The sequence below is a fragment of the Streptomyces sp. NPDC056883 genome, from assembly GCF_042788835.1.
GTDB lineage: Bacteria > Actinomycetota > Actinomycetes > Streptomycetales > Streptomycetaceae > Streptomyces > Streptomyces stoeckheimensis.
In genome coordinates this window covers 141984-162130 of sequence record NZ_JBHUBS010000011.1, presented here as the reverse complement: position 1 = coordinate 162130, position 20147 = coordinate 141984, and the positions used below count along the sequence as shown (strand labels likewise).

General features: G+C 74.1%; 21 protein-coding genes. 11 read left to right on the top strand and 10 right to left on the bottom strand.

Annotation, left to right across the window (positions count from 1 at the left end):
* The first annotated feature begins 113 nt into the window (after positions 1-113).
* Positions 114-1376, top strand: coding sequence for a M20 family metallopeptidase (locus ACFRU2_RS25655; RefSeq protein ID WP_382976089.1), 1263 nt, complete (start codon positions 114-116; stop codon positions 1374-1376).
* Here the strand turns inward: ACFRU2_RS25655 and ACFRU2_RS25650 are convergent.
* Positions 1366-1935, bottom strand: coding sequence for an NADPH-dependent FMN reductase (locus ACFRU2_RS25650; RefSeq protein WP_382976086.1), 570 nt, complete (start codon positions 1933-1935; stop codon positions 1366-1368). The two genes, ACFRU2_RS25655 and ACFRU2_RS25650, sit on opposite strands and share 11 nt — an antisense overlap.
* A 116-nt stretch (positions 1936-2051) precedes the next feature.
* Between ACFRU2_RS25650 and ACFRU2_RS25645 the strand changes: the two genes are divergently transcribed.
* Positions 2052-2546, top strand: coding sequence for a MarR family winged helix-turn-helix transcriptional regulator (locus tag ACFRU2_RS25645; RefSeq protein WP_382976083.1), 495 nt, complete (start codon positions 2052-2054; stop codon positions 2544-2546).
* A gap of 9 nt (positions 2547-2555) precedes the next feature.
* On the opposite strand, the gene ACFRU2_RS25640 is transcribed toward ACFRU2_RS25645, so the two are convergent.
* Genes ACFRU2_RS25640 through ACFRU2_RS25625 form a run of 4 tightly spaced genes read right to left on the bottom strand, consistent with a single transcriptional unit; the run spans position 2556 to position 7744 of the window.
* Entirely contained in the window at positions 2556-3899 is a 1344-nt protein-coding gene (locus tag ACFRU2_RS25640; protein ID WP_382976080.1) for an AAA domain-containing protein, read from the bottom strand.
* The gene (locus tag ACFRU2_RS25635; RefSeq protein WP_382976077.1) at positions 3896-5494 is read right to left on the bottom strand and encodes a hypothetical protein; all 1599 of its coding nucleotides are present in this window, start codon (positions 5492-5494) and stop codon (positions 3896-3898) included. Before ACFRU2_RS25635 ends, ACFRU2_RS25640 begins: the two co-directional genes overlap by 4 nt.
* Entirely contained in the window at positions 5482-6774 is a 1293-nt protein-coding gene (locus ACFRU2_RS25630; RefSeq protein WP_382976362.1) for a hypothetical protein, read from the bottom strand. Before ACFRU2_RS25630 ends, ACFRU2_RS25635 begins: the two co-directional genes overlap by 13 nt.
* Positions 6701-7744: a phosphatase PAP2 family protein gene (locus ACFRU2_RS25625; protein ID WP_382976074.1), complete on the bottom strand. Its 1044-nt coding sequence runs from the start codon at positions 7742-7744 to the stop codon at positions 6701-6703. Before ACFRU2_RS25625 ends, ACFRU2_RS25630 begins: the two co-directional genes overlap by 74 nt.
* A gap of 172 nt (positions 7745-7916) precedes the next feature.
* Between ACFRU2_RS25625 and ACFRU2_RS25620 the strand changes: the two genes are divergently transcribed.
* Positions 7917-8510, top strand: coding sequence for a histidine phosphatase family protein (locus tag ACFRU2_RS25620; protein WP_266877800.1), 594 nt, complete (start codon positions 7917-7919; stop codon positions 8508-8510).
* A gap of 95 nt (positions 8511-8605) precedes the next feature.
* Here ACFRU2_RS25620 and ACFRU2_RS25615 read toward each other — a convergent pair whose 3' ends face one another.
* Positions 8606-9955 (bottom strand): tetratricopeptide repeat protein, encoded by a 1350-nt coding sequence (locus ACFRU2_RS25615; protein ID WP_382976071.1) that lies wholly within the window; start codon positions 9953-9955, stop codon positions 8606-8608.
* Positions 9956-10285: 330 nt separating this feature from the next.
* Between ACFRU2_RS25615 and ACFRU2_RS25610 the strand changes: the two genes are divergently transcribed.
* Both ACFRU2_RS25610 and ACFRU2_RS25605 read left to right on the top strand, forming a co-directional pair.
* Positions 10286-10702 carry a hypothetical protein gene (locus ACFRU2_RS25610; protein ID WP_250741259.1) on the top strand — a complete coding sequence of 139 codons (417 nt, stop codon included), beginning with the start codon at positions 10286-10288 and terminating at the stop codon, positions 10700-10702.
* A gap of 113 nt (positions 10703-10815) precedes the next feature.
* On the top strand, positions 10816-11712 hold the full coding sequence (locus tag ACFRU2_RS25605) for a spermidine synthase (protein ID WP_382976068.1): 897 nt from the start codon (positions 10816-10818) through the stop codon (positions 11710-11712).
* 12 nt (positions 11713-11724) lie between these two features.
* On the opposite strand, the gene ACFRU2_RS25600 is transcribed toward ACFRU2_RS25605, so the two are convergent.
* Both ACFRU2_RS25600 and ACFRU2_RS25595 read right to left on the bottom strand, forming a co-directional pair.
* A complete protein-coding gene (locus tag ACFRU2_RS25600; RefSeq protein ID WP_382976065.1) occupies positions 11725-13227 on the bottom strand; it encodes a class I adenylate-forming enzyme family protein in 1503 nt (500 codons plus the stop codon).
* Between the two features lie 93 nt (positions 13228-13320).
* Positions 13321-13857, bottom strand: coding sequence for a hypothetical protein (locus tag ACFRU2_RS25595; protein WP_382976062.1), 537 nt, complete (start codon positions 13855-13857; stop codon positions 13321-13323).
* A 79-nt stretch (positions 13858-13936) separates the two neighbouring features.
* Here ACFRU2_RS25595 and ACFRU2_RS25590 point away from each other — a divergent pair, with 79 nt between their 5' ends.
* The 6 genes from ACFRU2_RS25590 (at position 13937) to ACFRU2_RS25565 (ending at position 18095) form a co-directional block, all read left to right on the top strand.
* Positions 13937-14626: a response regulator transcription factor gene (locus tag ACFRU2_RS25590; protein ID WP_356508749.1), complete on the top strand. Its 690-nt coding sequence runs from the start codon at positions 13937-13939 to the stop codon at positions 14624-14626.
* 7 nt (positions 14627-14633) lie between these two features.
* The gene (locus ACFRU2_RS25585) at positions 14634-16007 is read left to right on the top strand and encodes a sensor histidine kinase (protein WP_382976059.1); all 1374 of its coding nucleotides are present in this window, start codon (positions 14634-14636) and stop codon (positions 16005-16007) included.
* Between the two features lie 68 nt (positions 16008-16075).
* On the top strand, positions 16076-16240 hold the full coding sequence (locus ACFRU2_RS25580) for a DUF5993 family protein (RefSeq protein WP_250741276.1): 165 nt from the start codon (positions 16076-16078) through the stop codon (positions 16238-16240).
* Positions 16241-16251: 11 nt separating this feature from the next.
* Positions 16252-16893, top strand: a complete 642-nt coding sequence (locus tag ACFRU2_RS25575; RefSeq protein WP_382976056.1) for a disulfide bond formation protein B — start codon at positions 16252-16254, stop codon at positions 16891-16893.
* Between the two features lie 136 nt (positions 16894-17029).
* Positions 17030-17704: an NADPH-dependent F420 reductase gene (locus ACFRU2_RS25570; protein WP_382976053.1), complete on the top strand. Its 675-nt coding sequence runs from the start codon at positions 17030-17032 to the stop codon at positions 17702-17704.
* Between the two features lie 91 nt (positions 17705-17795).
* Positions 17796-18095, top strand: a complete 300-nt coding sequence (locus ACFRU2_RS25565; protein WP_351379629.1) for a hypothetical protein — start codon at positions 17796-17798, stop codon at positions 18093-18095.
* On the opposite strand, the gene ACFRU2_RS25560 is transcribed toward ACFRU2_RS25565, so the two are convergent.
* Both ACFRU2_RS25560 and ACFRU2_RS25555 read right to left on the bottom strand, forming a co-directional pair.
* The gene (locus ACFRU2_RS25560) at positions 18013-19431 is read right to left on the bottom strand and encodes an MFS transporter (protein ID WP_382976050.1); all 1419 of its coding nucleotides are present in this window, start codon (positions 19429-19431) and stop codon (positions 18013-18015) included. The two genes, ACFRU2_RS25565 and ACFRU2_RS25560, sit on opposite strands and share 83 nt — an antisense overlap.
* Positions 19432-19555: 124 nt before the next feature.
* Positions 19556-20056 (bottom strand): MarR family winged helix-turn-helix transcriptional regulator, encoded by a 501-nt coding sequence (locus ACFRU2_RS25555; RefSeq protein WP_382976047.1) that lies wholly within the window; start codon positions 20054-20056, stop codon positions 19556-19558.
* Between the last annotated feature and the right edge of the window lie 91 nt (positions 20057-20147).

The window sequence follows — 20147 nt, the reverse complement described above, 5'->3', positions numbered from 1 at the left end:
CGTGTCCTCCTGCTGGAGTCGAGAATCGTGAGAAAAGCTTCCGGGCCACCGTCCATTGTCCAGCTTCGCGCAAGGGCGCCCGAGGGCTGCGGCGCATGGGCTAGAACGTGCGTATGACCGATGGTGTGCACGAGGCGCTGGACAAGCTCTGCGACGAGGGCATCGAGCAGGTGATCGGCTGGCGCCGTCACCTCCACCGCAATCCGGAGCTGCCGAACCGTGAGGCCGCCACCGCGCGGCTCGTGGCACGGGAGCTCGCCGGGTTCGGGCTGGACGAGGTACGGACCGGCATCGCCGGGCACGGGGTGGTCGGGGTGCTGCGCGGCGGCCTGCCCGGGGACCGGGTGGCGGCGCTGCGGGCCGATATGGATGCGCTGCCCGTACCCGACCGGTGCGGCGCGGACTTCGCCGCCACCGGGCAGGCCTCGCACGCCTGCGGCCACGACTGCCACACCGCGATGCTCCTCGGAGCCGCGCGCGCACTGGCCGACGTACGGGTGCGGGAGCGGCTGCCCGGAACCGTGCTGTTCGTGTTCCAGCCCGCCGAGGAGGGCCCGCCGGTGGACGAGGAGGGCGGGGCGCGCCTGATGGTGGCCGAGGGGGCCTTCGCGGACCCCGTCCCCACGATGGCCTTCGGCATGCACGTCACCCCGCACCCCAAGGGCTGGGTGGGCTACAAGTCCGGCCCGATGTACGGGGCCTCCTGCCTGGTCCGCGTCACGGTCACCGGCCGGCAGGCACACGCCTCCTCGCCCTGGTACGGCGTCGATCCGATGCCCGCCGTCGGGGCGCTGCTGACCGGGATCGGCCAGCTCTACCGGCAGGTGTCGGCGTTCTCCCCGGTCACGGTCTCCATCGGCCACATCGAGGACGTCGGCCGGTACAACGTCATCGGTGAAACCGTCACCCTGTGGGGCACGATCCGCTGCGCCGAGGAGCGGGACATGCCCGAGGTCAAGCGCCGGCTGACCGCGCTCGCCGAGCACACCGCCGAGGCCTACGGGGCTTCCGCGACCGTCGAGCTGCTCCAGGACGTGCCCGCCGTACGCAACGACGCGGCCTGGGTCGAGGCCGCGCTGCCCACCCTGCGCCGGGTCGCGGGCACGGACCGGGTGGTGGAGGTCGGCGGCACGCTCGGCTACGACGACGTCTCCGAGCTCATCACCCGCTTCGGCGGGCTGTACGTGATGCTCGGCGTCCAGGACACCGCCCTGGACCCGGCGAGCGGCGAGCCGGTGCCCGTACCCGGCGGCCGGGGCCTGGTGGGCAACCACCATCCGGGCTTCTACGCCGACGACGCCACCCTGATCACGGGCGTACGGCTGCACGCGCACGCCGCGTACGACCACCTGGCCGGGACGCTCGTCACGCGCTGACCGGCCTCCTCGCCAGGGCGGCGAGCTCCTCCAGCACGGCCGCCAGCTCGCCCGCGAGGCCCTCCGGGGCCCGGAACCCGTCGGCCGTGACCAGCCCCGTGATGCCCGGGACGGCCGCCGAGGCCTGGGCCGGCACCATGCCGACGGACTCCAGCACCGGCCGCAGCATCCGGCCGGCCGGGGCGCCGCCGGAGCCGCCCGCGCTGTAGGAGAGCAGGCCGGCGGGCTTGCCCTGCCATTCGCGGTAGAGGAAGTCGATGGCGTTCTTGAAGGGGGCGGTGAAGCCGCCGTTGTACATCGGCAGGACGAAGAGGAAGGCGTCGGCGGAGTCGACCAGGGCGCTCCACGCGCGGGTGTGGGCGTGGGCGTAGACGCCGGTCGAGGCGTACTCGGGCTCGTCCAGGAAGGGCAGGGCGATCTCGGCGAGGTCGACGGGGGTGACCTCGAAGCGGCCCCGCCCCTGCTCGCGTGCCAGGTCGGCGGCCCAGCGGGCCAGGGGGCGGGCGGCGGAGGTGGGGCGGACGGAGGCGGAGATGACGTGCAGGCGGATCGGGTTCACGGTGGGCTCCTCGCGGCCGGGGGCGGTGTTGTTGACGTGTCACCTATGAGAGCGTGCGAGTAGGTGACGTGTCAACTAGATAGGTGACATGTCACGTACCGGTCTAGACTTCGACCATGGCCGAGAACGAGACGGGGAACGAGAGTGCGCCGCGCTGGCTCAGCGAGCCCGAACAGCAGGCGTGGTACGCCTGGCGGCGGATGTTTCCGCTGGTCAACGCCGATATCGCGCGCGATCTGACCCAGGACAGCGGACTCTCCGAAGCCGACTACGACGTCCTGTCCGTCCTCGGCTCCACCGACGGCCACCGCATGCGCATCAGCGCCCTCGCCGTCCTCATGCAGTGGTCCCGCAGCAGGCTCTCCCACCAGCTCACCCGGATGGAGCAGCGGGGCATCGTCCGCCGCGAAGAGGTGGCCGACGACGGCCGCGGCGCCGAAGTGGTGCTCACCGAGCAGGGCGTCACCACGATCATGACGGCCGCCCCGCTCCACGTGGAATCGGTGCGCCGCCACCTGATCGACATCCTGACCCCGGACCAGCTGCGCACCTTCGCCGAGGTGGGCGAACTGCTCCGCACCCGTCTCGGCGTGGAGCGCAAGACCCGCTGAGCCGCCCTGCTACGGCCGCCAGACCACCCGGTGTTCCGCCAGGTGGGCCAGCACCGAGTGGTTGGCCTCCCAGCCGTCCGGGAACTTCATCGTCACGCCCAGCTGCACCGGTTCCGAGGACGGGTGGGCGTCCAGGAGCTCCGCTATCCCCGCCCGGGCCACCACCACGCAGGCGTGCCGGTGCCGGGAGGCCAGGACGCACAGCCGGCCCGTCTCCAGGTGGAAGGCGGTCGCGTCGGGGCGGCCCGACAGGGGGTGCAGGACCACCGTGAGGTCGTACTCGCGGCCCTGGAGCCGGTTGGCCGTGTCCACGGTGACCCCCGTGACCCCGAGCGCGGACAGCGCCGACCGGACCGCCGCCGCCTGGTCCCGGTGCGCGGTGCCCACCGCGATCCGTTCCGCCGTCAGCGGGGACGGCCCGCCCGCGTGCTCGTCCACCGTCACCGTGCCCCGGTCCAGCGCCCGGCGCACGACCAGGGCCACCGCCCGCACCGCCTCCGGGTCGGTGCGCGGGGTGTGCCGGGCCGGCAGCTCCAGCAGCCCCCACCCCGACTCGGCGGCCTCGTCCAGCACCCGGTCGGGGCCCGAGCCGTCGCCCGCGACCCCGTACGACATCCGCCGCTCGCCCGGACCCGTACCGCTGCGGAACTGCGTGTACGGGTAGAACGCGCGGGAGACCAGCGGCGCGGCCGAAGCCGGCAGCCGCCAGGACACCGGCAGCCGGTGCTGCGGCAGGTCCGGGTTGTGTGCCAGCAGGGTGGACACCGCCGACGCCGAAGGATCGTAGGACAGGCCCGCCCACTGCTCGGCCCCGACCACGCTGAAGGGATCGAGCTGCCCCGGGTCGCCCACGAACAGCGCCCGGTCGAACAGCCCGGCCACGGCCAGCAGCGCGTCCGAACGCATCTGGTACGCCTCGTCCACGATGGCGTGCTCCCAGGGCTCCACGTCCTTGACCCACGCCCACTTGGCCGCCGTCGAGATCGTCACCGGCAGCCCCGCGAGGTCCCCCGGCTTCGCGGAGAGGACCACCGAGTCCAGATCGCGCAGCGCCGGATCGTAGGAGTCGCCCTCGCTGCTGTGCAGCCGGCCGACCTTCAGCTCCGGATCCTTCGCGTGCAGCCGCAGCACCAGGTCGTCGACCTGCGCGTTGGTCTGGGCGACCACCATCAGCCGGCGCCCGGCCGCCGCCAGGTCCCGGGCCGCCCGCACCACCAGGGTGGACTTCCCGGCCCCGGGCGGGGAGTCGACGACCACGCCCCGGGCCCCGCCGTGCAGGGTGTCGCGCAGGATGGCGTCGGTGGCCCGGCCGGCGGCCGCGCCCGGATCGAAAGCGGTGCTCGCGGTGCTCACAGGAGGTCCTCGGCGGTCACGGGGTCGGGCAGCGGCAGCACGGGAGCGTCGCCGGTCAGGTGCGCGGGCGGACCGCCGTGGGTCCACGGCGTCTGCTCGGGGTCCGGCAGCTTCGGGCCGCCGCGCGCATCGTGCTCGAAGAGCGTCCAGCACACCCGGTCGCCCTTCTCCGGCACCGAGCCCGGCTCCGGGTCCTTGCCGCGGCCCATCTTGTCGAGGACGCGCAGCACGAGCCGGCCGTCCTCCTCCCACCGCACGAACTGCGCGCTCTGCGGGCGGCCGTCCAGCGAGCGGTAGACCTTGGGACCCGCGCCGCCGCCTTCGCCGTCGTCCGTGAGCTGCGGCCGGTCCTCCGTGGCCACCCACACCAGCGGGCGCGGGCTCGGCCGCTTCGACTCCGTCCACTCCATGACCACTTCGGTGACCTCGCCGGCGAAGGCCTCGCCCGAGAGCCGCCGGCCCGCCATCACCAGCAGGTCGTCCAGCGCCTCCTGGGCGTCGAGCCGCACCTGCTCGGTCTCCCGCGCCGCGAGCTTGCGCGCGGCCGTCACCGCGTCGTCGCGGCGCGGCTGCGGGCCCTCGCCCGCCCGGACCCGGTCGCGGTGGCCGGTGTACGACCAGCGGTCACCGGTCCAGCGGTCCTCGGCCCGCTCGCCCTCCGGCAGTTCGCGCATCAGGTCCAGCGCCTGCCACACCGCCCGCCAGGTGCTCTGCATCTGGTCCACGACCAGCCGCCGGACCGCCTGCTCGGCGAACCGCGGACCGTCGCCGTCCCGGGGCCCGGTCATGCGCGCCGCGTCGAACTTCGCGATCGCCGGAGCCAGCAGCTTGTTGTCGAAGGCCGGATCGGTGGCCGGACCGGCCGGCGGGAGCAGCAGCTGACCGTGCTCGTCCCGGCCGAGCTCGGCACGCAGCGCCCGCTCGGCGCCGGAGGTCCCCTCCGGCGGGTCGATCCACGCCAGCAGCGCCTGTAGGTGCTGGTCCTCCAGGTTGCTCTGGCCGGTGGCCCAGTGCCGGGAGAGCAGGTCCGTCGCCGACAGCAGCAGCGAGGACCCCGGTACCCGGGAGCGCTCGGCGAAGTGGGTGAACCAGCGGCCCAGCAGGGGCACCTGGGTGGGGACCGGATACGGGTTCTCGGGGTCCTCCTCGGCGGTCCGCCGGAACCGCATGGACCGCCCCAGCAGCCGGACGTACTCGATGCCCGCGCGGCTCGGCACGATCAGCTGCGGAGCGTCCAGGCAGAGCTCGGCCTCCACCTTGACCCGCTTGCCCGTCTCCGGGTCGGTCTCGGTGCGCTCCACCGGCTCTACGGCGTCCGCGAACCCGTCGATGTACGGCATCAGGTTCCCGGCGAGCTCGGCCAGGAACTCCCACCGCATGTCCCGGTCCCGCGGCTGCGGCACGACCAGGATCCGGGGGTCCTGCGGATCGGTCCCGAACATCGCGCCCAGCGGAGCCCCGGCCTCGCCCGCCGTCGTCAGCGGTACGAAGACCAGCGGCTGCTCACCGAGATGCCGGTGCCGTACGGTCGCCAGCGGCTGGGCCCGCCCGGCGCGGACGGCCTCCAGCCGGGCCAGGGTGTTCAGCAGGGACATGCGACGGCCTTCGGGCGGATGCGGGCGGGGGCTTGCTCCAGTGCCTCGGCGCGCAACCGGGCGGCGTACCGCAGCGCGGCCGCGGTGGGGTCGTCGAAGGCCACGTCGGAGGCCACGTCGGAGGCCGGGCCGGAATCCATGTCGGAGGCGGTGCCGGAGGCCGGGCCGGTGCCTTCGGGGCCCGTGCCGCCGGGTGCTCCGCTACCCGCGGCCGCCGCGAGGGCGGCCTCGACCGTGGTCAGCCCGCCCAGCTCGCCCCGTACGGAGCGGCCGAGCGCGGTCACCTCGTCGGCCCCGCGCGCCCGCTCCCGGCAGTGGAAGGCCAGCTCGCAGGCGGCCAGGCACTCGGGGGCGTAGGCGGCGGACACGGCCGACACGGCCTCGGTCAGCTCCTCGGCGGAGCACGCCGGATCGAAGGTGAGGCCTTCGGGCAGGGCCCCGGCCAACTCCTCGACCCGGGTGAGCCGCTCCAGCTGGCGCCGGGTCACGGAGCGCTCGCGGCGGATGTCGACGGGGGCCGCGGTGGGCAGGTTCGAGAAGTCCTTGGGGCAGACGAGCAGCACGGTGTGCCCGACCTCGGCGCCGGCCACCTTCGCGGCGGTCGTCTCCAGGGCCAGCACGTAGACGGCGGCCTGCCGGGCGGCGGCGCCCACCTTCGCGGCGTCGGCGGCCCCGTCGATCATCGGGAACGACTTGATCTCCACCACGGTCCAGCGTCCGTCGGGGTGCACGACGACCGTGTCCGGCTCCAGGTAGGCGGGGGAGCCTGCCACCTCCAACGCGAGCATGGGGTGGTCGAGCAGGGTCCAGGCCCCGGCGGCCGTCGCCTCGCGCAGCGCGAGCGCGGTGCGGGCGGCGCGGCCCTGGGGCCCCGCGGCGGTCAGGTCGGGGGTGAGGGCGTCCGGGCCCGGTGCTGAGGGGGATCCGGCCGCGCCGCTGCCGGATCCCGCGCCGAGGTGCTCGTACACCAGCCGCAGGAGCTCCGCTCCGCCGTCGCCCTTGACCTTGGCCTCGAAGGAGTTGCCGCGCACGATGGCGAACTGCGACTGCCCGAAGGCCGCGGGGGAGCCGAGGGCCGCCGCGAGGACGGTCTTGTCCACGCCGGCACCGTCGAGCAGGGCCCGTCTGCCGCAGCCGGGGTTGGCGGCGAGGGCCGCCAGCGCGCGGGCGTCGAGCGGGCGCGGTGCGACGGCGGGGCCGCGCAGGTCAGCGAGCCGTTGCCGCAGCGTCTTCGGGGGATTCGGGGGATCCGCGGGATTCATCGGCTGCGTGGCCTGCATGGCCTGCATGACCTGCATGGCCTGCGCGGCCTGACGTGCCGCCGGCTGCACCGTCGGTCCGGGGGACCGCGGCGGAGTCTGCGACGGCTGACCGCTGGACGGGTAGGAGCTCACCCGCGGAAGTCTCCCATCCGCCACTGACAATCGTGGACTTACCGCGGAAACCGGCTGTTCGGGTGGTGTGCGGGGCGAGCTCGCCGGACCCGCCGGACGCGGGGAGTCCGGCCCCGGAGACCCGGGCGGTCCCGGTGATCCCGGCGGGCAGGGCGCGGGCCGCGAGGTAGCCGGCCCCCATCACGGCGGCCCCGGCGACCGCGTCGAGGAAGTAGTGGTTGGCCGTGCCCATGACCACGAGGGTGGTGACGGCGGGGTACGCGGCGCCCAGCGCCCGGACCAGCGGCCGGCGCGCGCAGCTCCACAGCACGACCCCGCACCACAGCGCCCAGCCCACGTGCAGGCTGGGCATGGCCGCGAACTGGTTGGTGAAGGAGCCGAGCCCGCGCGGTGCGCTGGCCTCCCCGCCCCACCAGCCGTAGGAGCTGTACTGGGCCATCGTGTCGGTGAACCCGTACGAGGCGTCGAGCAGCCGGGGCGGACAGGTGGGCAGCAGGGCGAAGCCGACGAGCCCGAGGAGGGTGGAGACCATCAGCCAGGTGCGGGCGAAACGATACTGCTGGGGGCGGCGCCGGTAGAGCCAGACCAGCACCGCGGGGGTGACGAGGTAGTGCAGGGAGGCGTAGACGAAGTCGGCGGGTATGCCGAGCACCGCCTGCCCGGTGAAGAGCCGGTTGAGCGGCCGCTCCAGGTCGAGGGCCAGGAGCTCCTCCATGCGCAGGATCGCGAGCCCGTGCTCCACCGCCAGCCCGACATCGCCCCGGGCGAGGAGTCTGCCACCCGAGTACGCCGCGTAGACGATCCCCAGGAGCAGCAGTTCGGCCCACCATCGCGGAGGCTGCCGCCTATTAGTCATACGGCGTATGACGTGCGTGAAGGGACAAGGGTTGCGTGGCGTTCATCTGATGGATGATGGAGCGGCGACGGAACCCCCGCAAAGCCGTGCGAATGGTAGGGGCCGTCGATGCTGATGCTCAGCCCATCTCGCCCATCTCGCCCATCTCACCCCCTCGACCGGGAGAACTCATATGGCCCCCCGCATCCTCTTGGCCCGTCACGGCCAGACGGCGTGGTCCCAGCTCGGCAAGCACACCGGACGCACGGACGTGCCCCTGCTGGAGGAGGGGAAGCGCGGTGCCAAGCTGCTCGGCGAGCGCCTCGCCCGCGACCCGTGGGCGAGCCTGCGCGGGCTGGAGGTGCGCACCAGCCCCCTGGTGCGGGCCAGCGAGAGCTGCGACCTGGCCGGCTTCGGCATCCAGGCGGAGCCGTGGGACGCGCTGATGGAGTGGGACTACGGAGACTACGAGGGCATGACCCCGGCTGAGATCCAGGCGATCCGGCCCGGCTGGCTGATCTGGCGCGACGGGGTCCCGGGCGGCGAGTCCGTCGCGGACGTCTCGGCCCGCGCCGACGAGGTCGTCACCTGGGCCCGCTCGGCCGAACGCGACGTCCTCGTCTTCGCGCACGGCCACATCCTGCGCACCCTGGCCGCACGCTGGCTCGGCTTCGACGCCTCCTTCGGCGCCCGCATCCGCCTCGAGCCCACCTCCCTGTCGGTCCTGGGCTGGGCGTACGGCGCCCCCGCGCTGGAACGCTGGAACGACACGGGCCACCTGGAGTAATCCAGCCCCTCCGGCGTTTGAGGAGCGGGGTCTGGGGCGGAGCCCCAGGTGCCTCGCGCGCCGCGCGCTCCGGCCGCCCGAGCCCCCCGGCAGGGTCAGGCCGACGCGTGCTTGGCGAGGAACGAGCCCACTCGAGGGGACCGCTGGTGCGGAACCAGCGTGCGGGCCGTCGCCGACAGCATCGACTGGATCCGGGTCGACTGGACCTCCTCCAGCAGCTCCAGCACCCGGCCGCCCGCCCACGCGGCCTCGTCGGGGGCGCCCGCGTGGGCCAGGTTGTCGGCCAGCTCCGCGGTGTAGAGGGCGACGTTGCGCGCGAAGTGCGGGTCCTGGAGGTCCGCCGCCCGGCGGGCGTGCCGGGCGGCCCGGGCGTGCTCGCCGAGCGCGGCCCAGCAGCGGGACTCCAGGGACTCCAGCTCGGCCTCGCCGAAGAAGGACATCCACTCGGGGTCCGCCCCCGCCTCGCCGCGCGAGAACTCCGTGTGCGCCCGGGTCAGCGCCTCCTCGCAGGCCTTGCGGTCGGACAGTCCCGCCCAGCCGCCGGCCTCCCGCAGCGCGAGCAGCGACAGGAGCCGCGGGGAACCGAGCGAACGGGCGGCGCGGCGGCCCGCCTGGGCCGCCCGTACCGATTCGCGGGGGCGCCCGCAGTCCCGGGCGAGGAACGCCATGTTGCTGAAGGCGTGCGCCTCCAGGCCGGCGTCCCCGGAGACCCGGGCCGTGGCCAGCGCCTCCGCGTAGTGCGAGCGGGCGTCGTCGAACCGGCCCGAGTCGTGCGCGAGCCAGCCCACCGAGATGGCCAGCTCGCCCGCGCCCGCGTGCAGCCGGTCCTCGGTGGACTGCCGGGTCGCCCCCGCGTCGAGCAACGCGTAGGCGGTGCGCAGGGGTTCCGCGGCCCGCCGGTAGAGGGCGTCGGCGCCGTGCCGGTCGTCCAGCAGCCGGATCTGGCGTACGGCGTCCTCGACGGCGGCCGCCTCGGACTCGCCGGCGCGGGAGGGGAGCCGGCGGGTGTCGCCGAGCAGGGTGAGGCTGAGGGTCGCGGCCGCCACGGTCGCGGAGCCCCCCGCCATGAACGCGCGACGCAACACGTCGCTCTCCTTGGAACGCGAAGGGGCAGGGAAGCCGGTGGGGTGGGGGCGTTGGGCGAAGGCGGAGAGGGGAGCGGCCTGTTCGCGCTGCGCCAGCCGGCCCCGTACCGTCTCGCGCGGGGAGAACCCCAGGTCGGCCAGGGTGCGGCCGGGGAACATGTGGAGGAAGACCCGCTCGTAGGCGTAGTTGGGGCAGCGGATCTCGCCGGACTCGACCCGGCCGATGTAACGGGCGTCGCAGGAAACCGTTTCTCCGATTTCCTTCGCCGCCCTGCGCACCATCGCGGCGAACTCGGCCGGGGAGTGCTGACCGCGCAGCCGCCGGAAGGGGGTGTTGGGTGAGTGGGGGGACGCCGCCATGGACGTGGCCTCTCTGGGCAAGTGATCGCGCTGCCGGTGCCTGTGCGGTGAAGCGGTGGTGCCTGTGTGTGGTGCCTGTGTGACGCGCTGCCCGGCGGGCACGAACGTACCGCCAGCGATGGCGGGTTGACGCGGTGTTTGGCTACAAAACGGATATCTCACCCGCGATCCGCCATGAACTGCCATCCTTTGCAGCGTCTTGCCGCCGCACCTGTTGACGTTCCCGTGCGTTGAACTCATGCGGAGTGGGAGGAAGCCCGCAGGCTTCCGTGACCGCTCCCGCGATGCTCGTACGCGGATCGAGGAGGGGTTCCCTTGGTGGAGGGCGGCATGGAGAGTACGGATACGAACACCGCGCCCGAGCCGGGAGCAGCCCTCCTCATGGGCGCCCCGGACCTGGTCACCGTGCCCACCCGGCAGGGGCTGGAGGCCGTCGACATCATCCAGCGGGCCGCCGGCCAGGCCAGCCACGCGTGCGGCGTCGGCCCGGTCCTGCACGACGGCTCCGGCAGCACCCTCGGCTTTCTCGTCCCGCCCGGCACCGCCGACGCCTGGGACCTCCCGGGCAGCGCCTGTACGCACACCAACGGGCGCGGCATGCGCTTCGGCGACAGCTCGCCCACCGCGGGCGACACCGGCTGGCTGCTGCCGCCGGAGGCCGTCGGGCCGGTCACCGACCCGGAGGTGCTGCGGGCGGCGCTCGGCGAGGCCGCCCGGCTGATCGAGGCCGCCGACAACTGCCGCTAGGGGGTGTCTTGTCGATCGGGCCGGATCAGGGCGCGGCACCAGACCCCGCGAGCCCGGCCTGATCGGCAACACCCCCTAGGGCCTGTCGGGCCCTGACCAGCCATAATGAGGGCGTGGCGAGCAAGGGCAAGGGCAAGAGCAACGACAAGGGCAGTGAGAAGCGGCGCGGGCGCGAGACCGCCGAGGCGCCGGCCGGGCCGGTCGACGGCGGCCACGCCGCGCTGGAGCCCGACCGGGAGCGGTCGCGCGCCTGGACCCTGCTGATCGACGGAGCCCCGCAGTCCCACGTGGACCTGGACGACCCCGGCCACCTGGACTTCTCCTACCAGCGCCGGATCGGCCACCTGATCGATCTCTTCGCCCCCGCACGCCAGCCCCTGAACGTGCTCCACCTCGGCGGCGGCGCCTTCACCCTCGCCCGCTACACGGCCGCCTCCCGCCCCCGCTCGACGCAGCAGATCGTCGAGATCGACGCCGGGCTCGTGGCCTTCGTACGGGAACACCTGCCGCTGGACCCGCAGGCCCGGGTCCGGGTCCGCGCGGTCGACGCCCGGGCCGGGCTGGCGAAGGTCCCGGACGGCTGGGCCGACCTGGTGATCGCCGACGTGTTCAGCGGGGCCCGCACCCCGGCGCACCTGACGAGCGCCGAGTTCCTGGACGACGTACGCCGGGCCCTGGCGCCGGGCGGCTGGTACGTGGCGAACCTCGCGGACGGTCCGCCGCTCTCCCATCTGCGGGGGCAGATCGCCACGGCCGCGTCCCGGTTCGCGGAACTGGCGCTGGCCGCCGACCCCGTGGTGTGGCGGGGGAAGCGTTTCGGCAACGCCGTGCTGGTGGCCGCCGACCGGGAGCTCCCGGTCGCGGAGTTCACCCGCCGGGTGGCGAGCGACCCGCACCCCGGCCGGGTCGAACACGGCCGCGCCCTCATCGACTTCGCGGGCGGAGCCGTCCCGGTCTCGGACGCCTCGGCGGTGGCCTCGCCGGAGCCCCCGCCGTCGGTCTTCCGCTGATCGGGGCGGCTCCTAACCGGTCGGGGCCGCCGCGATCTCCCGCAGGCGCCGCTTGTCCGGCTTGCCGCGGTCCGTCAGCGGGAGCACCGGCAGCCAGAACACCGCCGTCGGCCGCTGCCCCGGCGCCAGCTCCGCCGCGACCAGTGCACACGCCTCGGCCGCCGCCTCCTCCGTCGAGGCGTGCCCGGGGGCCGCGACGAGGAAGGCGCACACCGCCTCCCCGGTGAGCGGGTCCGTCCGCCCGACGACGGCCGCCCGGGCCACGGCGGGGTGCCGGGTCAGGGCCGTCTCGATCGGGCCGCAGTAGATGTTCGCCCCGTGCACCATGACCACGTCCTTGACCCGGTCGTCGAGGTACAGGTACCCGTCGGCGTCGACGTGCCCCACGTCACCCGTGCGCAGCCAGCCGTCGTGCAGGACCTCGGCGGTCAGGGCGGGCTGGTTGCGGTAGCCGGCCATGACCATGGGTGACCGCACCCACACCTCGCCGGTGGCCCCGGGTGCGGCCCCGCGCACCTCGACCTCCACCCCGGGCGCCGGGCGGCCGACGGAGCCGAGCAGGTGGGGGCGGTCGGTGGCCGCCGCGTCGTGGTCGGCCGGGGAGAGCCGGCTGAGCACCCCGGCCTCGTTCATCCCGTAGCCCTGGGTCCAGCGCACCCCCGGACCCCACCGGGTCAGGGCCCGCCGCAGCCGTTCCGGGTGGACGGGGGAGTCGCCGTAGGAGACGCGCACCAGCCCGGGCACGCCGTCGGCGGTCTCCGGGTCGTCGAGCAGCCGGTACAGCATCGAGGGCGTCAGGTACGTGGCCGCGGGCCCGAGCCGCCGGCAGGCCTCGGCGAACTCCCGGGTGCCGAAGGGGTGCAGGATCTCGGAGCGGCCGCCGGTGCGCAGCTGCTCCAGGCACCGGCCGCCGGAGCGCTGGGAGAGCGAGTCGGTCGACACGAAGGTGAGCGGAGCGGAGCCCGGGGAGTCCGGGGAGTCCGTGCGGGTGGCCGTACGGGCCGCCATCGCGGCGAAGGTGGAGGCCACCCCCTTCGGCCGGCCGGTCGTACCGCCCGTGTAGGTCACCCGGGCCACGTCCCCGTCGCGCGCCGCCACCTCGACGGGCAGGGCCTCCCGGGCGGAGGCCGACTCCAGCAGTGCGGCCAGGCCGATGCGGGCCCCCGGCCCCGGCGGCACCGGGGTGTCGTGGACCACCAGGGCGGGCGCGCAGTCCCGTAGCAGGTGGTCGAGCCCGTGGGTCGTGGGGCCGACGCACACGTGGGTCAGCCGGGCCCCGAGCACGTGCGCGGCCAGCCGTACGAGCAGGCTCTCGGGCGGGTTGCCCGCCGTCACGCAGGCCAGCCCGGAGCCGCGCCGGATCCCGAGGTCGGCCAGGGCGCCCGCCAGCCGGTACGTCCGGTCCAGCACCTCGGAGTAGGTCAGGACCCAGGACCCCGAGCCGAAGGCGGGGCGGTCCGCGTACCGCTCGCAGGCGTCGATCAGGTCGGTGACGTAGCGCGCGCCGGTGCTCATGGCGCCACGGTATCCGGCGGTCCCGATCCGCAGGACGGGCCCTACGGGGTCGGCCGCCTCGCCTCCGGGTTGGTCGCCTCCGGGGCCGGCCGTCTACGGGTCGACGATCTCCACCAGCGGCGGGTGGTCGTGCCAGGTGCAGAACACCGACACCTCGCGGCCGTCACGGGTGAAGGTGACGCGGATCCAGGACGGCTGCTTCCAGACCTGCATCCGCCAGCCGGCGAGCGGGGTCGCCGAAACCAGCTCGCCGGAGGTGCCACCGAGATCGAAGACGACCCGGCCGCCCGAGACGCTGTACGCCTTCACGTTCTCGCTCGGGGGCGCCTGCCGCCGCGGCGGGGAGGTGGCCGGCGCCGAGGGCTTGGCGGAGGAGGAAGGAGAAGCCGGCGCGGTGGACGCGGACGCGGAGGGCGAGGGCGACGGCGAGGGCGTCGGCTCCGGCGGCTGCGCCCGGTGGGTGGAGGAGGAGAGGGGCTGCACGGCCAGCGGCACCGCGAGCGGCGGATCGTAGGCGGTACCGGACATGACCGAGTGCACCCCCCACCACGACAGCGTCACCGCCGCCCCGGTCGCCAGCAGCCACGCCCCCGCGTGGCCGACTGCTCTACCGACATGTCCTCTTCGCATCGGGGGACATACTGCACCACCCGTCCCAGACCTGGCCCGCCACCCCTCGGCATCCCCCGAATGGGCTACGGTGCGGGCCATGGCAAGTGTGCTCGTGGTCGAGGACGACCAGTTCGTACGTTCCGCCCTCATCCGGCACCTGACCGAGGCCTCGCACACGGTGCGCAGCGTCGGCACCGCTCTCGAGGCGCTGCGCGAGGTCGCCCACAACCGTTTCGACGTGGTGATCCTCGACCTCGGCCTGCCCGACCTGGACGGGGCCGAGGCGCTCAAGATGCTGCGCGGGATCACCGACGTGCCCGTCATCATCGCGACCGCCCGCGACGACGAGGCGGAGATCGTCCGGCTGCTCAACGACGGCGCCGACGACTACCTGACCAAACCTTTCTCCGTGGAGCACCTCTCCGCCCGGATGGCCGCCGTGCTGCGCCGTGCCCGTTCCTCCGCCGGGGCCGAACCGCCCTCCCGCGTGCTGCGCGTCGGCGGCCTCGCCATCGATCCGCTGCGCCGGCAGGCCGAGCTGGACGGGGCCGTACTGGACCTCACGCGGCGGGAGTTCGACCTGCTGGCCTTCCTGGCCGGGCGGCCGGGCGTGGTCGTGGCCCGCCGGGAGCTGCTCGCCGAGGTCTGGCAGCAGTCGTACGGGGACGACCAGACCATCGACGTCCACCTGTCGTGGCTGCGCCGCAAGCTCGGCGAGACCGCCGCCAGCCCGCGCTACCTGCACACGCTGCGGGGGGTCGGGGTCAAGCTGGAGCCGCCGCAGTGATGCGCGGATGAGGTGGGCCCTGGTCAAGGTGTGCCTCGCGGTCACCGTGATGGTGGTCGTGGCCTTCGCCGTACCTCTCGGGCTGGTCGTCCAGGAGATGGCCAGCGACCGGGCGTTCTCCAACGCCGAGCGGCAGGCCGCCACCATCGGGCCGACGCTGTCCATCACCACCGACCCGGTGCAGTTGCGCAAGGCCGTGGAGTCCACGCAGATGGGCGCCGACCGGCGGATGTCCGTCCACGTGCCGGCCCTCGGGGACGACCCGCGCGTGGACATCGGCGACGGCTGGGCCGGCGAGCGCGCCGTCTCCGAGGTCCGGCGGATCGGGCGGGCCGCGACGGCCCCGGTCGCGGGCGGCGGCTTCGCGCTGCTCCAGCCCGTGGCGCTCGGCTCCGGGGACATCGCCGTCGTGGAGATCCACGTGCCGGAGAGCGAGGTCAGCAACGGCGTCGCCACCGCCTGGGTGGTCCTCGCGGGCGTCGGCCTCGCCCTGATCGTGGGCTCGGTGGCGGTCGCGGACCGGCTCGGCGCCCGTCTGGTGCGGCCGGCCGAGCGGCTCGCGGACGCCGCGCACCGGCTGGGCGAGGGGCGGCTGGGGGCGCGGGTCCCCGAGGAGGGGCCGAAGGAACTCCGCTCGGCGGCCGTCGCGTTCAACTCGATGGCGGACCAGGTGGTGGAACTCCTGGCCAACGAGCGGGAGCTGGCCGCCGACCTCTCGCACCGGCTGCGGACCCCGCTGACCGTGCTGCGGCTCAACGCGGCCTCCCTCGGCGACGGTCCGGCCGCGGAGCAGACCCGGGCGGCCGTGGAGCAGCTGGAGCGGGAAGTCGACACGATCATCCGTACCGCCCGCGAGCAGCGCCCGGCCGCCGCGCAGGGGCCGGGCGCCGGCTGCGACGCCTCCGAGGTGATCCGCGACCGGATGGGGTTCTGGTCGGCGCTGGCGGAGGACGAGGGCCGCGAGGTGCGGCTCGCGGGGGTCGACCGTACGGTACGGATCCCCGTGGCCCGGCCGGAGTTGGCCGCGGCGCTGGACGCCATGCTCGGCAACGTGTTCCGGCACACCCCCGAGGGCACGCCCTTCGCGGTGGACGTCCACGATGCCGGGGACGCGGTCATCGTGCTCGTCTCGGACGCGGGGGGTGGCATCGCCGATCCGGACGCGGCCCTGCGGCGCGGCAACGACGGGGGCCGCGACGGGTCCACGGGCCTGGGGCTGGACATCGTCCGGCGGGTCGCGGAGGCGACGGGCGGGGACGTGCGGCTGGGGCGTTCGGTGCTCGGCGGCACCGAGGTGCGGGTGTGGATCGCGCTGGACGGGCGGGCGCGGGGCGAGTCCGTGCGTACCGGCCGCGGCCGACGCAAGAGGCGACGCAACTGACGTAACCCTGGGGCGGGCGGGGGCGCGCCGCGCGCCCGGCATGTCCCGCTGTCGGTACGGTCCGCGCCATGGACACCCTCATCTTCGGCGGCCTCCTCGCCACGCTGATCGCGATGTACCGGGATGCCCCGCGGTTCGTCGTGCTCGGCGCCTGGTGGCTCATGCTCCTCGCCGTGATCCTGCTGATGGCGCACCACATCACCAGCAGCCTCGCCCTCACCTTGAGCTACTGACCGTGGCCGCGATGTCCAGCCTCCTCCCGGAGCCCTCGCTGGAGGGCGGCCTGCTGGGCCGGGTCCAGTTCTGGTTCGCGTGCGCCTTCGCGATCGGCTGGACGGGGGTGGTGTGCGGCGGGCTCTTCTACCAGTTCGGGCTGGGGGAGTACCCCTGCCCGCTCTGCATCGTGCAGCGGATGTTCATGCTGCTGGCGGCCATGGGGGCGGCCCACATCGTCCGGACGGCGCTGACGCGCGGGGCGGTGACCGGCCGCGACTACATGATGGGCTGGGGCCTGTCCCTGGTCGCCGTGATCGCCGGCTCGTTCGCCTCGTGGCGGCAGACGATGCTGCACGTCCTGCCGGGCGACAAGGGGTACGGGAGCGAGGTGTTCGGCCTGCACCTCTACGTCTGGGCGTGGATCCTCTTCCAGGTCTCGGTCGTCGCCGTGGGCATCGTCCTGGCCTTCGCCCACGCCACCGCGGACCGGGCCGTCCCGGCACAGGACCCGGGTGCGTACCGCACGGTGGGGATGCTCGCGCTGTGGTTCCTGGGGCTGGTGATCGCCGTGAACCTCGTGGCCGTCTTCCTGGAGGAGGGCTTCCACTGGTTCCTGCCGGACGACCCGACGCGCTATCAGTTCTTCTACGACGTGGGGATCCTGGACTAGCTGAGGTTGGCGCGGAGTCGACGCCTCCCGCGCGGGAATCCGTACGACCTGCTTGAGTGGGTGCGCCCTTCTCCTCTGCTGGGTTCCTCTGCTGGGTTCCTTTTCTGATTCCTTCCGTATGCGATGGGAAGCCGTCATGCGCTACGCAGTCCTCGGCACCGGGATCGTCGGCCGTACGGTGGCCGCCCGCCTGCTCTCCCTCGGCCACGAGGTCGTCATCGGCACCCGGGACCCCGCGGCCACCCTGGAGCGCACCGAGTACGCCGCGTGGCAGCAGGCCCACCCGGCGGCGGGCCTCGCCCCCTTCGCGGAGGCGGCGAGGCTCGGCGAGGTGCTCGTCAACGCCACGGGCGGGCAGGTCAGCGTGGCCGCCCTGACGGACGCCGACGCCGCGCACCTGGACGGCAAGATCCTGATCGACATCGCGAACCCGCTGGACTTCTCGCGCGGGTTCCCGCCCGGGCTCGAACCGGTGGACAGCGACAGCCTGGGCGAGCTGATCCAGCGGACCTTCCCGGGGCTGCGCGTGGTCAAGACGCTGAACACGATGAACTGCCAGGTCATGGTCGACCCGGCCCGGGTCCCCGGCGACCACACCGTCTTCCTGTCGGGTGAGGACGCCGAGGCCAAGAAGGCCGTACGGGAACTCCTGTACTCCTTCGACTGGCGCGAGCACTCCGTCATCGACCTGGGTGGCATCGAGACGGCGCGCGGCACGGAGATGCTGCTGCCGATCTGGCTCCGGCTGATGGGGACCCTCGGGCACACGGACTTCAACTTCCACATCCAGGGTGCGAACCGGGCTGAGTAACCGGACGGAGCAGCCGGCGCCCGGACGGAGGCGGAGATGTTGCCGCCTCCCGCACCCGAGCTCAGGGTGGCCGTGACGAAAGGAGCCGCGCATGAGAGTCATGCTCAGGGCCCACTTTGACACGGCGGCGACGAACGAGGGCATCAAGAGCGGCACCCTGCCCGCGGCCATCAAGAAGCTCATGGACACGGTGAAGCCGGAGGCCGCCTACTTCGGCCTCCACGAGGGCGTCCGGTCCTGCTGGATGGTCTTCGACCTCCAGGACAGCTCCCAGATGCCGCCCCTGATGGAGGACATGTTCCTGCAGTTCAACGCCGAGCTGGAGGTCGGCCCCGTGATGAACGCCGAGGACCTGGCGAAGGGGCTGGCGGCGATGAAGAGCTCGGGCTGAGCCCGGGCGCCGGGTCCGGCTCCAGGACCGGCTCCCATGCCGGCCCCTGGACCGGCCCCTGGACCGGCTCCTGGACCGGCCCCTGGACCGGCTCCTGGACCGGCCCCTGGACCGGCCCCTGGACCGGTCCCAGGACCCGGTCGGCGGCCGCCCACGCCAGCACCGCGGAGGCGGCCGCGGCCGCGCACGAGACGGCGAAGGCGGCCCGGTACCCGTAGGCCGCGGCGAGCGGACCGGAGACGGCGGCGGCCAGTGCCTGGCCGATGATCAGACCGCTGCCGGCCAGGGTCATGGCCTCGCCCATCCGCCGTGCGGGACCGGCCCGTTCCACGAGGCCGAACAGTGCGATCAGGTGCGGGGCGACGGCCAGTCCGATGCCGGCGACGGCGAAGGCCGCGCCCCACAGGCCGGAGACGGCGAGCAGCGGGAGCGTCAGCAGCGCCTGGGCGGCGATGGTCCAGCGCAGCCGTACGGTCAGGCGGGCCCTTCCGGGCCGGGCCACGGTCACGAAGCCGGCCACCGAGCTGGTCACGGCCATGGCGGCCCACACGAGCCCGGCGGCCCCGGGGGAGCCGACGGCGACGGCGAGCGCGTTGACCCCGGTATTGGCGCCGCTCCACGAGGCACCCTGCAGGACGGCCACGACGAACAGCAGGGCGAGCCCCGGAGACCACAGTCGTACGTCGCCCCGCGCGGCGGCGCCGGGTCCCGTCGGCCCGGGCGCCGTGGGATGCAGGGCGAAGAGCGTCCCGAACACCAGGCCCAGGGCGGCCGCGAGGAGCAGCGCCGACGCGGGGTGGACGGTCACGGCGAGGATCCCGGCCAGCGCGGGCCCCACCATGAAGCCGACCTCGTCGAGGGTGGTGTCGAAGGAGAGCGCGGCCCCGACCAGGGCCTTGTCCTCTCCGGCCAGCCGCGCCCACCGGGCCCGGGCCAGCGGCCCGATCTGCGCGGCCGTGAGGCCCGCGGCGACGGCGAGCGCGATCCGGGCGCCGAGCGGCAGCCCGCCGAGGACGGCGGCGACGAGGGCGAGGAGCACGGCGGCGTTCGCGGCGCAGGCGACCAGCAGGACGGGCCGGTGGCCGCGCCGGTCGGCGAGCCGGCCGATGACCGGCCCGCCGAGGGCCTGACCGAGCCAGAGGGCGGCGGCGATGGTTCCGGCGTCGCCGATGCCGTCGCGTTCGTTGATGAGCAGGAGCGTCCCGATGGGGCACAGCGCGGCGGGGAGCCGGGCGAGGAACCCGTAGGCGGGGAGGGCGCGGCCACCGAGGGCGAACACCCCGCGGAAGCCGGCGGGTGCGGGTGCGGGCACGGGTTTGGGGGACTGCGTGGGCATGGACAACCTCCAGCCGCACGCCGACCCTCCCGTTTCTCCGGCGCGCGCTGTTGCCCGTTGGGCGGGAGGCTAGCGCGGGAGCGGCCGGTTCGGTAGGGCCCGTCCGCGGTGTGGGGCGTCGTGGTCAGTCGCTGTCCCCCGAGGTCAGCCGCTTCGCCTGGGCGCGGCCGACCTCGGCGGCGCGGTGCAGGTAGTCGGCGATGACGGCGAGTTCGGTGTCGGAGTAGCTCGCCAGAACGGCGCCGAAGGCGCGGCCCGGGGTCTCCCAGGCGGCGCCGATCCGGTCGCGGGCGGCGGGGGCGAGGGCGACGAGGGAGCGGCGGCGGTCGTTCGGGTCGGCGTGCCGCTCGACGATGCCGGCCTTGACCAAGCGGTCCACCAGGCGGGTGGCGGAGCCGGAGGTCAGGCCGGTGAGCCGGGCGATGTCGCCGGTGCTGACCGGTTCGGGCTCCATGTCGAGGAGGGCGACGCACTGCATGTCGGTGGGGTGCAGGCCGACGTGGTCGGCCATGGCCTGGTTGAAGAGCGAGTAGTCGGCGTAGTGCCGCTGGCTCTCGGTGACGATGCGCGCGAGCAGCTCGGCGCGGGTCCACTCATCACTCGAACGAGCGTAATCGGTTGACATCGGCTTCTCCGTGGTCCAAATTTATCTGTGTGACGCAGAGATTGCGTCACGCAGAATCTGCGTCACGTATTCAGTCTAGAACAGGAAGAGC